The sequence below is a fragment of the Rhodohalobacter sp. genome (assembly GCF_041686455.1).
GTDB lineage: Bacteria > Bacteroidota > Rhodothermia > Balneolales > Balneolaceae > Rhodohalobacter.
The window spans coordinates 1-13,129 of the sequence record NZ_JAWLDW010000078.1 but is presented as its reverse complement, the minus strand read 5'-3'; the positions used below and the strand labels follow the sequence as shown (position 1 = coordinate 13,129).

Here is a 13,129-nt window from a genome sequence, read left to right as displayed (position 1 = left end):
GTTTAGATGCGAAGAGATGATCCAGCGGATAGCGCATGAGGTGGTTTTAGATATCATAGCTGGTGTAAAAGCCCCGCCCCACCCGTGGGGTGAGCAAGCACGTATTCCCATGGCTGAAGTCGTTTGAAAAGATGCAGAGCTGTATAGTTTGCCAGGGTTAGTACGATCAGTAAAGCGATCTGTATGCGCGGAAAATCGAAGATTCGAATCCACCAGACATTACTGCGGAGTAGAGGAATTGCGGTACTGAAAACAAGTACCAACGAGAGTAAGGCAACAGGGATGCGAAAGTAGAAATGGAGTGCTTTCTCTTTTGATTTTATTGACATGATTCAAGAACTGCTTCAATATTGATGGATTCTGTTGCCCAATGATCACAACTAAAAAATATGTTTGTTAATAAAGGTTAGCGTTATTCAATTATTCAGATCAGTTACATAATTCACGGATTTCTGTTTAAAAAACAGTACAAACGTGTCTAATGATGGAATGGCATTAAGCATAATTCTTTACCGGTACGGACAGACGGATGTATAAACTCTTGTGCTATTAGGAGAACCGGGATATTCTCAGAAGAACAAAATATCATAAACTGAATCTGCAATACTCTTAAAATTCAGTAATACATGTAACTCTTAGATATCCTGTTGTAACACTTATCATTATGGGCAGCTCTACATTGTTGGTGTGATAATAATTTCACAAACCTCAACAATTGAGTAACCCAGATTTTATGATAATAACTAAGTTTTTTAATGCCTCAATGATGGCCGCACTTTTTTTAGCCTCATTTATGGTTGGATGCGACACCAGTACAGATGCAGATATCGATCCTGATGCCCCTGAAGTATTTTCTACTACACCAATCAGTAATCAAGAAGATGTAGAGCGAAACATGGTTTTAGAAATTGTTTTTGATGAAGCCATGGATGCGACAACGATGAACAATTCAACGATCACTTTACAGCAGGGATCTACAACGATTAACGGTATTGTAGACTATTCGGGTACCACGGCTACGTTTACCCCGGAAAATGTTTTTGCCGCCCAAACTGATTACACAGCAAACATTTCAATCGATGCTAAAAATTCTTCAGGTGTTGCACTTTCGAATGATTATGAGTGGAATTTTACAACCGGAGGTAGCACCGAACAAATGGAATCTGTAAATCTCGGAACAGCCGGTAACTATGTCGTTCTTGCGAAATCGGCTATTAATAATAACCCGACTTCAACTTTTACAGGCGATATGGGATTAAGCCCGGCGGCCGAAAGTTTTATAACCGGCTTTTCTCAGACTGCAGAAACAGGATATTCTACATCTGACCAGGTAACCGGAAGAATTTACGCTGCAGATATGGTCGATCCTACACCGTCAAACTTAACAACAGCCGTTGAGAATATGGCCACTGCATATGATGACGCAGCAGGACGAACATCTCCCGACTTCGTTGAATTGTATACCGGAGAAATTGGCGGAAAAACACTATCTCCCGGTCTCTATAAATGGAGCAATACCGTTCTGATTACGGATGATGTAACATTTTCGGGTGACGAAAACGCTGTCTGGATTTTACAGATCGCTGAAAATGTAACGATGAGCTCTGATGTTAGTATTACTCTTACCGGCGGGGCACAAGCCCAAAATATAATCTGGCAGGTAGCCGGTGAAGCAACTATTGGCACAACCTCACATTTTGAGGGAATCATTCTTTCAATGACAGGCATCACACTGAATACAGGTGCATCACTGAATGGCCGAATTTTAGCTCAAACTGCTGCGATTTTCGATGCCAACACCGTAGTAGCGCCACAATAATCAAGAAGAATATAGATGTAGACAGAGATACATTTATAATTTCCAGTATCCCAGGCAGTTCTGTTGATAGCAGAGCTGCTTTTTTATTGTCTGGATAATATTAACAGCTCTTTTGAAAAAAATATTAGGCAAAACTATTTTTGATTGATCGCACGTTAAACCCCCCGTTGCATTACACACAAAACTGTTAATAATTAGGTATGCTTAGTCTGCAATAAAACCTTCCATCGTCGCTGACGATGCCGATAAAATATCTGTGCAAACAGCCAGATAGCCGGCGTGAGCCAGCCGGCCTCTATTTCAATTTCATCTGTGTAACTTAAACGCCCTGGCGCAACTTCCCGAAAGTGGATCGTATGATTCCAAATGTTGGCAAGACGCCCGTTCTCTTCACTGACAATTGTATTCGTCTCTTTATCGATTTCTACAATCGTAATCGTGTGCCTACCCAATGGGATAAATTTCAGGAAGTAGAGCTTCAGCGGATAGGGAGTGCCTGTTTGCCATTCACCGGAAAGATCCCCCTCTTGTTCCGGAACAAAATTCAGTATTGGAGACGCTACATACTGCAAGGATGCCGGCTCAATGACCTTCTGCCAGAGATCCTCTTCCGAGCAGGAGAGATGTGTCGATATTCGGGCAATCATGTTATTTTAATAAATACATTGGGGAAACAGATTTTCGGGTAAACAGCTGATATTCACCCATTCAATGTTATCAGCAAAAATATACAGATTGAAAAAGTACTGGTCCGGCCGTTTCATTAGTGTTGATTATTCTCATCGCCGTTAAACATCACTCCGAAAAAACGTCGGCAGAAATTGAATTAAAGTGATTAAAAAAGTTTGGAATAACTTCTAACGGGTAGCTTGAGTTGGTATTAATCAGAATGCTTATCCCTAAACCATCTTCAGGAGCAAAAGCAATTTCGCTGCGGTATCCGTTTACATATCCTCCATGGTACACGATCTTTTGCCCATGATTTTCAAGTACTCTCCATCCCATTCCATAGGAAGATACGTTCACTCCATCCCAATATCTGCTGAATCGCCGGTTATTAATGCTGGCTAACGGATTATAAATTTCATCAAGCGTTTCCTTCGAAATAATGTCAGGATAGTTTCCTGTTAACAGAAGCAGCCACTTTCCCATATCTGATGCAGAAGCATTGATTCCGCCGGAAGAGACCGTATTGTAGTATTTCTTAGTTATAGGAATCGAAACACGTCCCCGAGAGCGGGAGTAGTAAACATGAGGCAGCGCTTTATTCTCGGAATACTGTATGCTGTCGTAAGCTGCCGAAGCATGATTCATTGCCAGAGGTGTGAACAGCTTATCATTCAAGAGTGTGTTGAAGTCTGAATCGGTTTGAACTTCCAGTACTTTTTCTATGGTTGAATATGCCGCATTTTGGTAGGCAATTTGTTCACCTTCTTTTGCAATCAATGGGACCTGTGAAAATCGGGGGATAATGCGATCCAGCGAAAGTCCGTCTTCCACTAAATTCGTATAGGCATGGCGTGGCAGACCTGACGTGTGTGACAGTAGATGCCTAACCTGAACCCGGCCGGTTTGGGCCGGATCATTCAGTTTAAACTCCTTCACATAGCGTGATACGGGACCATCCCAGCTTACCACTCCATCTTCAACCAACACGCCCGTTAGAACCGATGCAAAACCTTTAGATACACTTCCCAACCGGAATACGGTATGTTCATCGACCAAATCAGACTGCCCAGTCTCTTTTACCCCAAACCCTTTTTGATAGACAACACGCCCATCCTTTACGATGGAAACCGCAGCACCCGGGATTCGTTTGTTGTTTAGCCCTGCTTTAAAATTCTTCTCAAATTCTTCCAGGTAGAGAGCCAAAGCCTCATCCATCACCCACTCTTCGGGTTCAGGGGTGATTTCGACAACGTCCGGCTCCGAAATGATATCGGTAAAAGCCAGGTATGATCCAAAAACAACGACCAGTAAAAGGATTGCAGAGATAATTCGGGTCACAGGCTTTCCATGTGTGGCAAATAGATACCGTTTCGGTTTCTGATAAAATTCATATCCAAGGATACATAAAAACTGAATTCAATATGGAAATGTATTGGGTTCAATTTTGATGGAATGTACCTAAATAATGCGAAAGAGTTATGAATAGAACTTTTCATCAAAATAAGTTTAAAAAGACTTCTGAATGAAGACAAGAGCAGATTCATTTTTAGGCAGGCAGATCAAACGCAAACAAGATCCGGAAGAAAAAGAAAAACCAGCCCGTTCATCCTAAAATTAAAGAATCTATGAGATAAAAAGGCAACCCAGATGGAATTGCTTTTAAGAACGATCCATCCCAATACCAAAGCCACAAAAAACATAGAGGGGAGCCAAACTGCAATGAGCGATGGTTGAACCGGGTTCAGTCCATAGTGTGTCAGGTGAACCAAAGCAAAAGCAAATGCCTTAATACACAGTGCAACAGGAACTCCCCAAGTTTTTGAAAAGCCCGAAATCATACAACCTCTATATAATAATTCTTCGGCAAATGGACTGAAAATGAGAGCCGGAAAAGTTACGAGAGTAAATCGGGTGAATACGGAAGCATTTGACGGGGCTTGCGACATAGACTCATTTAAATATATAGCGTGCTGAACCATCCAGTTGTCATCACTATTTCCAAAGATCAACCATGCGGTACCTACACAAACAGCCAATGCAGCCAGAGCGTACAATGGACCTAAAAAAACCAGATGTTTGATATTGGGATTTTAAACCCCATGCCGTTTCGGGCTTCCCTGGTTGAAAAAAGCCAGGGGATGGGCCAGAGGATCATCATTGATATGGGGATAAACAGAGGATTCCATATTCCACCAAAACGGATCAGGGTATGGATCAGAAAAATTCCGGTGATCATCAACCAGGCAGCAGGGATGATCTTTCGCAGAACCGGTCGGAAGAGTTCAATGTCATTCGACAGGGCAGGAGTTTTTGACATCTGATTAACTTAAAGCCTGCTGAAGGTTTAATAGATTACTGCCGGTTCGAATAGCTGTCCATGATCCGAAATCCGGTATCCGTCAGATTTAACCACTGGTTATGTGGGGATCAGTTTATGATAAAGATTCCAAAATTGCTTTTGGTCACTTCTCTGCAATCTTCAAAAGTTACTTTAGCCGGACCCTGAGGCTTGCGCCTCCCTTGTTCCCAATTTCGAAGTGTACCTGGAGGGTTTATGTTTGCCTTTCCGAATATCTCCGACTTCCGGCGGATGTTTGGACGCCAATAGCGTCAGCTAAGATCACAAGACCGGCCTTGCCATTAGTATGCGATACATGTCAGAATACTGAAGAGAATAAATGAGAACGTTAATTGACGGTGGGGAAACTATATGCCCTTGACAAAGTCCTTTTTAAAGGTGTTATGTTTTAAACCCCATATCCAATATTTACACATTTAATTCTATCTGGGTTAATTAACTCCATACGTGAATTATTTAAATCTACCTGCCATGCAAAAACTATATTGTCGAAGTATTTTTTATTGGTGTAGTCTTTTCCTTTTTCACGATTATAAAAGCCGAAAATTCCTTTTCTATCCGGATTATCAATATCTGTACACATATTTAAATTGGTCCAATTATTTTCAGAATAACTAATAAAATTCAGCGTATCGAGCATCTGTTTTGTTGGTCTTTTGCCAACATTAATTTTTTCTAGAAGGATGACATGAAGGCTGTCTTTTTTTAAGTGTCCTAAAGATAACGTTCTATTATCATCACGATAAATAATTGCACCACCGACATTTTCAAAATCAGAGAAGACTTTCAGTTCCTCTGTTATATTCAGGTATTCTGTTTCTGTCAGGGAACTATCAATAAGATTTTGACCAAGCGCGTTTTGGGTGAATATCAAAAAGGTAAGAGTCAGTATTCTGGAAAGGTTGTTCATATATGGGTTTTAAGTAAACGAGCAATAAAGAAATATAACGGCCCAGCGTTTAAGCGGCGCGGGGATTATGATTTGGTTGAAGTAGCGAAATTAATTCCTTACAAACAAGTTTGATCGATCTTCGTCCGCGTCCGATTTGAAACGCCTTGATATTATTCATGGCCTCCTCCCAGAATCGTAGATTACGGTTCTGCCAAACTCATAACAAACCCAAGGAGGAAAACCATGAATGTATACACCGGTGTTCACGCATATTACTGTGGAATAGATCTGCATGCAAGAACGATGTATGTCTGCGTGCTGGATAAGGAAGGCAAGAAGGTCTACCACAAAAACATCCCCTGCCGGCCCGATCGCTTTTTGCAAGCGATTGAACCGTTTCGGGGCGATATCGTTGTTGGTGTGGAATGCATTTTCTGCTGGTACTGGCTGGCCGATTTATGCGAGGAGGAGGGCATCGATTTTGTACTGGGTCACGCCCTGTATATGAAGGCCATTCACGGCGTCAAGACCAAGAACGATCGAATTGATTCGTTAAAGATCGCCCGGCTGATCCGCGGCGGCAACTTTCCCGTAGCCTACGTCTATCCACCTGAGATGCGGGCTACAAGGGACCTGATGCGTCGGCGAAACCATTTTGTGCGCAAACGGGCCGAACTGCTGTCCCACATCCAGAATACCACGATGCAATACAACCTGGATCCACTCGGAACCCTGTCCAGGCCCCACCACAGGCGCGATAAAGATATCGTAGGACACTTTCCTGACCCGGTAGTCCAGCTCATCGTGGAAACCGATCTGCAGCTGATCGACCACTACGATCCGATCATCAAAAACCTGGATAAACAGATTTTAAAGCTTGCAAAAAATCACAGTCCCACGGACCTGCGTTTACTTCGATCGATCCCCGGGGTGGGCGAAGTACTGGCTCTCACCATGCTCTATGAAATTCATGATATTAGCCGGTTTCCCAGCAGAGGAGAATTTTGCTCCTACGGGCGCCTGGTAAAGGGTCAAAAATCGTCGGCTGGAAAGAATTATGGAACCACCGGTGGGCGAATTGGGAATGCCCATTTAAGGTGGGCCTTCTCGGAGGCAGCCGTCCTGTTTCTCCGACACACCAAACCGGCTGAAAAATACTACAACCGCCTGATTAATCGTCACGGGAAAAGTAAAGCACTCAGTATTGTCGCCAAGCGGTTAGGTATTGCCGTGTACTACATGCTCCGGCGAGGAAATCTTTTTAACATAAACATGTTCCTGCAAAGTCATATGGCAAGCGAAAAAACATAACGGGAGGGGTGCCGGTGAGCCCGACGTATAACTAAGCACGAAGAATGAGGGTAGAGCTTGATTTCGCCAGTTGCTATCACTGTGACTGCATAGCAGATCACCGCGTTGACTGGATAAGCCAAAAAAAGCCCTCGATAGCTCGCAGGCTTTGATTGGACGCCGCACCCGCTCCTTCAATATTATATTCGACGCAATGGATGTGGATGAACTTCCTCCGGAATACCAGGAGGATCTGTGCTGCCCCTTTCCCGAGACTTGCTATAACTGGACAGAATGTATTTATATCTGAGCCTGCTGTTTGATTGTCCGGCAAAAGGGTACGCATTATTTTCTATGGCCGCCCCACAATTGTGGGGCCATTTCCTGGTTTGTCAGTTGAAAACCCTTGAAATGCTGAGCCTCTATATATGTTTGGTGCAGTCAGATGAACTGCAAAACCGTTATTGAAAACTGCTTGTAGTACAACGCCATTGAAATTGTATCGAAACCGGCAAAGCGAGAAGAGATTTTTTTCTCGCCCGGGAGACCTATTGCCACTTGACATTGGAGGCCATATATATGTTATAATGCGCTTTACTTCGTTTCGGCTTATCTTTTAGACATGAAATATCAAACGCCAAAATCAGAAGATGAAATCCTGCCCAACAAACTTGGACTAACCGATCCTGATAAGATCGCAGAAGAAGAATATCGGGGATTTCTTAGAGCTGAAATTAAATTTGAATCCGATTTAGATAAAGTGGATTCCTTCGATTGGAACTTGATCTCGGAAATTCACAAGACTGCTCTACATCATTTATACGAATTTGCAGGAGAACTCAGACAAGTGAATATGTCCAAAGGTGGATTTACTTTTCCAACGGCTAAATTTCTGCCAGACATTATTCAGGAATTTGAAACTGAGTTTCTTGGTGATCTTCCAAAGCACGTAGAAGGATATGAAGAGCTCATACAATATGTTTCCCCAATACACGCAGAATTACTATTTATTCATCCATTCAGAGAGGGGAATGGACGTACAGCTCGACTCTTCGTAGATTTAATTGCGGCAAAGTTTGATTTCAAAAAATTCAGCTTCGGAAAGATTACAGAGAAGAAGATGTCGGAATACATAAAAGCTGTGCAATCGGCAGCAGAAAAGAATTACCAGCCGATGATCGAGCTTTTCAGGATGTTGGAGAAGTAACCTTTTGCTGAAATTCCTGAACTACTTCTCGGCGGATTTTCTCAGCTTTCTTTTTAGATATATCAATCCCTTCAATACGAAAAGATGCCCGCTGTGATTTCATAGCTCCACGGGAAATAGACTCGATATTTTTCTTTGATTTCATGCCTCTAATATACCAAAAAGTGAATAAAAGTGGCAAGCATTATAACATATAATTACACGACAGAACTCAAACCATCCTGCCTGTCGCAGAATATCTGATTTTACTGTTAGTTGCAATTAAAGACTGATATTTAGGAGTTTATACGACATATATTATTTGGTCAATGTCCGATAATATTAGAAAAACGACACTTTTCTGAAAGAATTTCAAAGCGGATTCTTACAATAATTGGAATCAAACTAAGATAGATTATGAACCGGACTCTGGATGGTCAGAAGTTTTAAACGTTACGTCGTGTACTCAGCGTTAATTCGTACATATTCGTAGGAGAAGTCAGAGCCCCAGCCAACTGCTTCAGATTTACCCTGATTTAAGTCGATCAGGATAATAATGTTTGAGGATTCCATCACCTTGTCCAGCTTTTTACGAATACCATCGATGGGCTGTGATTTTTCAAGTACCGGAATCAAATTATTCATCTTGGTGCCAATATAGAGATCGAGCTGTTCGGGATCGAAATCAACGCCGGCTCGTCCGGCTGCGGCAATAATTCGTCCCCAGTTTGGGTCGGAGCCGAAGATGGCTGTTTTAACTAAGTTGGAGTTGGAAACCGTTCGCACAACTTTCCGGGCATCCTCTTCGGTTTTAGCTCCTTCTGTACGGTACTCGATCAGCTTGGTTGAACCTTCACCGTCTGAAATAATGAGCTTGGCGAGGTGTGAGCATAGTTTTTCAAGGTTGGCGAGGAAAAGGTCGTAGTTCGCATCCTTTTCTGTGATCTCTTCATTACCCGCTTTGCCGTTGCACATAATACCAACCATGTCATTGGTAGACGTATCGCCATCCACGGTAATCATGTTGAAAGATTTATCCACGGCAGTGCGGAGGGCTTCATCCAGCAGTTTAGGTGTGATTGCGATATCAGAAACAATAAATGCAAGCATGGTCCCCATGTTGGGGTGAATCATTCCTGATCCTTTGGCAATGCCTCCCATATTAATTTCAATTCCATCCACTTTGAATGATGTAAATCCCTCTTTGGCAAAGGTATCGGTAGTTAAAATGGCGTTGGCCGCCAATGACCCAGCAATCTCACGGCTGGAGAGTTTGGTTACACTTTCCCGAATTCCATTCAGAACCTTTTCGGTTGGAAACGGCTCACCGATCAAGCCGGTAGAGGCTACAAGCACCGATTCAACGGGGATCTTCAATTCCTTGGCAGTCGTATTGGCCATGGCCACAGCGCCTTCCATGCCTTTCTTACCTGTGCAGGCGTTTGCATTTCCGGAGTTGATCACAAAAGCCTGAGCCTTGCCGTTTTTAATATGTTTTCGGCTCAGTTTAACAGGTTCAGCACATACTACATTTTTTGTAAATACAGCTGCAGCAGATGCGGGAACCTCAGAGTAGATCAGTGCGAGATCCCGACGTTTCGATTTGATCCCCATATGGGCACCCCAACAGGTGAATCCGCGAACGTGAGTTATATTTTTTAACATCGGTTTTAGAAATTTGATTAATTAGAAACTTAACTCTTTGCCCGATCAGGGATTGAGTGGAATTTGTTCGAGTCCGGTAGATTCAATCAAACCGAAAATAATATTCATGTTTTGTACCGCCTGTCCGGCAGCACCTTTCATTAAATTGTCGATCGCCGAAACGGTAATGATCTTATTTGTTCGGGGATCGTAGGTGGCGTGAACATCGCAGTAGTTGGAGCCCCGTACATTCTTCAGGCTGGGTGAACTGTCAAAAACCCGTACAAAATGCTCTTTTTCAAATACTGAGTAATAGAGTTCCTCAACCAGCTCAACCGACATCGGTTTTTTGGGCGTGCTGTAGGTTGTGGTCAAAATTCCCCGGTCGATCGGTAAGAGGTGAGGGGTGAAGAGTACTTCGGTTTGAAGATTGGTATATTCCTGAATGACCGATTCGATTTCCGGTGTATGGCGATGATTCAATAGTGAATATGCAGAAAAATTGCCGAACAGATCCGGGAAGTGAGTTCCGGGCTTAGCTTTGGCTCCGGCTCCGGTTACGCCTGATTTTGCATCAACAACAATTCCATTCGATTCAATATAATCGTACTTAATCAGCGGTGTAAGCGGAAGAATAGCCGAAGTAGGATAGCAGCCGGGATTGGCGATCAGCCGTGCATTTCGGATTTTATCCCGGTAGAGTTCCGGCATGCCGTACACCGAGTTTTTGAAATAGATTTCAGCACTGTGTTTCTTCTTATACCATTTCTCATAGACCTCTTTAGATGGCAGGCGAAAATCTCCCGACAGATCAATCGTGATGAATTTGTTCAGTCCGTGTTCTTTCACAAAACTCATGGACACACCGTGAGGGAGGGCTAAAAAAACCAAGTCAACATCAAAATTGTCGATGTTTTTTACACTCTCCAGTTTCATGTCTGAAATATCCATCAGGTGAGGATGGATTTCACTGACTTTTTTACCGGTCTGACTTTCGCTTGTTATAAATTCGATGGTCACATCGGGATGGTGTATCAGCAGACGTAGCAGTTCTGATCCTGTATATCCCGTAGCGCCAACGATTCCGATTTTGTATTTAGCCATGATCTAATTACTAGAATTTAGTATTGAGTCGTGAGTCTTGAGAGTCAGATATTCATTAAGTTTTTATTTTCACTGACACACTGTATAACTGTTGCCACTGACACACTGAAAAACTATTCTACTGTTTCTTCTCAACTTCTTTGATTGATTCAACCAATACATCAATCACTTTGTCGATCTCTTCTTTGCTGATAACAAGTGGAGGCACGAGCCGAATAACTACATCTGATGCACAGTTTGAAAGGACTCCGCGTTTCATCATCTCCACCACAACCTCCGCACCCGGAAAGTTAAGCTCAACACCAATCATTAGCCCAACCCCGCGAACCTCTTGTATGGCGTCCCAGTTTTCAGAGAGATCACGCAGCCGCTGCATCATGTAATCACCGCGTACCCGGGCTTTTTCACAAATTCCATCCTCTTCAATCACAGTCAATGTTTCTAGAGCAGCAGCGCAGGCGAGCGGGTTACCGCCGTAGGTTGTGCCGTGATTTCCGTAATCAAAAGCTTTGGCGGTCTTCTCTTTTGCCAGAACTGCACCGATTGGAAACCCTGACCCAAGTGCTTTGGCTGAAGCTACGATATCGGGTGTAATTCCATAGTTCTGATAGGCGAACATTTTACCGGTTCTTGCGATCCCGGTTTGAACTTCATCTAAAATCAATGGGAAATCATATTTGTCGGCCAGGTCGCGAGCTTTTTGCAGAAACTCCTTGCTTACCGGAACAATGCCGCCTTCACCCTGAATTGGCTCCATCACAATGGCAACAGTCTGGTCATTCACCCGGTCTTCCAGCGCTTTCACATTATTGAATTCAACCCGATCAAAGCCGGAAGGCATCGGTGCAAATCCGTTCTGATATTTATCCTTACCCATGGCAATAGTACCCAGAGTACGTCCGTGGAATGAGTTACCCATGGAGATGATTTTGCCTGTCTTCCCATTATTAGAAGAATATTTTCGAGCCAGTTTGATAGCTCCCTCAACTGCTTCAGCTCCACTGTTGCAGAAAAATACACGATCCAGCCCGGAGACCTTCACAAGTTTTTCGGCCAAATCACTCTGTGGCTCATTGTAATAGAAATTGGAGATGTGCATCAATTTGCCGGACTGTTTTTGGATCGCATTTACAATCCTCGGATGACAATGCCCGAGGCTGTTGACTGCTATTCCGGCAAGGGCGTCGATATACTCATTTCGTTCATCATCCCATACTTTACAACCTTTGCCTTTTACTAAGGTAATGGGATATCGTTTGTATAGGTCAAAGTGATATTTGTCAGCTTTCTTTTTGGCAGGCTGTTTGCCAATCAGTGATTTCGCCACTTTTAAAATTTTACCTGATTTTGACATGGTCGAATGGATTTAAAACTTTTTATCTGATTATAAACCTGAATCACTCAGATTATTCAAAATTCAATTTTGGATAGTTGTTCCAATAGATATATCAGTAAGTAATGTACGCAATAAGCTCTCTTCTTTCATCCCATTGATAATATGAGCCGAATTTACTCCCTTGTTGAGCGCTATGATACATGCTTCAATTTTCGGAATCATTCCTCCCTGTATAACTGTACCGAAAAGATTAGCCGCTTCATCCGGTGTAAGCGTTTGAATGATTGAGTTGGGCTGATCGATATCTTCCAGAAGTCCGTCGATGTTGGTCAGGGCAAAGAATTTGTCGGCATGGAGTTCTCCCGCAAGGTGTCCGGCAAACATGTCAGCATTGATGTTATAGCTTTTCCCGTCTTCTCCGATTGAAACCGGGGAAACGACCGGGATATATCCGGCTTCAGCAAGCGTGTTGATCAGTGATGTGTCTACTTTTAAAACATCACCGACGTAGCCTAGGTCTGATTGCTTCTCTTTTCCATCAATTGTCTCTGTATGATACCGTTTTTGGGCCGTGACCATCGCTCCATCTTTGCCTGATATTCCCACAGCTTTCACACCGGTGTGGTTTAGCAGCCCGGTAATCTCTTTATTTACCATTCCGCTCAGGGCCATCTCTACATAACTCATTGATAGGGAATCTGTTTTGCGATGACCGCCCACAAATTCAGATTTAACTCCAACATCATCCAGGAGCTGTTTGATCTCAATACCGCCACCGTGAACGATCACCGGTTTTACACCTATACCATAGAGGTAGGCGATCTGTGATA

General features: G+C 43.1%; 14 protein-coding genes. 3 read left to right on the top strand and 11 right to left on the bottom strand.

Annotation, left to right across the window (positions count from 1 at the left end; genetic code table 11):
• Positions 1–53 precede the first annotated feature (53 nt).
• Positions 54–329, bottom strand: coding sequence for a hypothetical protein (locus ACESM0_RS09575; RefSeq protein ID WP_372905916.1), 276 nt, complete (start codon positions 327–329; stop codon positions 54–56).
• 404 nt (positions 330–733) lie between these two features.
• Between ACESM0_RS09575 and ACESM0_RS09570 the strand changes: the two genes are divergently transcribed.
• Positions 734–1,819, top strand: coding sequence for an ice-binding family protein (locus tag ACESM0_RS09570; protein WP_372905914.1), 1,086 nt, complete (start codon positions 734–736; stop codon positions 1,817–1,819).
• A 194-nt stretch (positions 1,820–2,013) separates the two neighbouring features.
• Here the strand turns inward: ACESM0_RS09570 and ACESM0_RS09565 are convergent, their stop codons facing one another.
• The 5 genes from ACESM0_RS09565 to ACESM0_RS09545 form a co-directional block, all read right to left on the bottom strand.
• Positions 2,014–2,466 (bottom strand): hypothetical protein, encoded by a 453-nt coding sequence (locus ACESM0_RS09565; protein ID WP_372905913.1) that lies wholly within the window; start codon positions 2,464–2,466, stop codon positions 2,014–2,016.
• A gap of 148 nt (positions 2,467–2,614) precedes the next feature.
• Positions 2,615–3,826, bottom strand: a complete 1,212-nt coding sequence (locus ACESM0_RS09560) for a serine hydrolase domain-containing protein (protein ID WP_372905911.1) — start codon at positions 3,824–3,826, stop codon at positions 2,615–2,617.
• 221 nt (positions 3,827–4,047) lie between these two features.
• Positions 4,048–4,542: a CPBP family intramembrane glutamic endopeptidase gene (locus ACESM0_RS09555; RefSeq protein ID WP_372905909.1), complete on the bottom strand. Its 495-nt coding sequence runs from the start codon at positions 4,540–4,542 to the stop codon at positions 4,048–4,050.
• 5 nt (positions 4,543–4,547) lie between these two features.
• A complete protein-coding gene (locus ACESM0_RS09550) occupies positions 4,548–4,805 on the bottom strand; it encodes a hypothetical protein (RefSeq protein WP_372905907.1) in 258 nt (85 codons plus the stop codon).
• Positions 4,806–5,235: 430 nt separating this feature from the next.
• Positions 5,236–5,757, bottom strand: a complete 522-nt coding sequence (locus tag ACESM0_RS09545; protein WP_372905905.1) for a hypothetical protein — start codon at positions 5,755–5,757, stop codon at positions 5,236–5,238.
• 225 nt (positions 5,758–5,982) lie between these two features.
• On the opposite strand from ACESM0_RS09545, the gene ACESM0_RS09540 reads away from it, so the two are divergent.
• Both ACESM0_RS09540 and ACESM0_RS09535 read left to right on the top strand, forming a co-directional pair.
• Entirely contained in the window at positions 5,983–7,050 is a 1,068-nt protein-coding gene (locus ACESM0_RS09540) for an IS110 family transposase (protein ID WP_372905903.1), read from the top strand.
• 601 nt (positions 7,051–7,651) lie between these two features.
• Positions 7,652–8,236 carry a Fic/DOC family protein gene (locus tag ACESM0_RS09535; protein ID WP_372905901.1) on the top strand — a complete coding sequence of 195 codons (585 nt, stop codon included), beginning with the start codon at positions 7,652–7,654 and terminating at the stop codon, positions 8,234–8,236.
• On the opposite strand, the gene ACESM0_RS09530 is transcribed toward ACESM0_RS09535, so the two are convergent.
• The 5 genes from ACESM0_RS09530 to argB form a co-directional block, all read right to left on the bottom strand.
• The gene (locus ACESM0_RS09530; protein ID WP_372905899.1) at positions 8,217–8,381 is read right to left on the bottom strand and encodes a hypothetical protein; all 165 of its coding nucleotides are present in this window, start codon (positions 8,379–8,381) and stop codon (positions 8,217–8,219) included. The genes ACESM0_RS09535 and ACESM0_RS09530 overlap by 20 nt on opposite strands.
• A gap of 287 nt (positions 8,382–8,668) precedes the next feature.
• Entirely contained in the window at positions 8,669–9,880 is a 1,212-nt protein-coding gene (gene argJ, locus ACESM0_RS09525; protein WP_372905897.1) for a bifunctional glutamate N-acetyltransferase/amino-acid acetyltransferase ArgJ, read from the bottom strand.
• A 45-nt stretch (positions 9,881–9,925) separates the two neighbouring features.
• On the bottom strand, positions 9,926–10,963 hold the full coding sequence (argC, locus tag ACESM0_RS09520) for an N-acetyl-gamma-glutamyl-phosphate reductase (protein ID WP_372905895.1): 1,038 nt from the start codon (positions 10,961–10,963) through the stop codon (positions 9,926–9,928).
• A gap of 118 nt (positions 10,964–11,081) precedes the next feature.
• Positions 11,082–12,317, bottom strand: coding sequence for an aspartate aminotransferase family protein (locus tag ACESM0_RS09515; protein ID WP_372905893.1), 1,236 nt, complete (start codon positions 12,315–12,317; stop codon positions 11,082–11,084).
• 63 nt (positions 12,318–12,380) lie between these two features.
• On the bottom strand, positions 12,381–13,129 hold a 749-nt coding region (gene argB / locus ACESM0_RS09510; protein ID WP_372905891.1), incomplete at its 5' end, for an acetylglutamate kinase.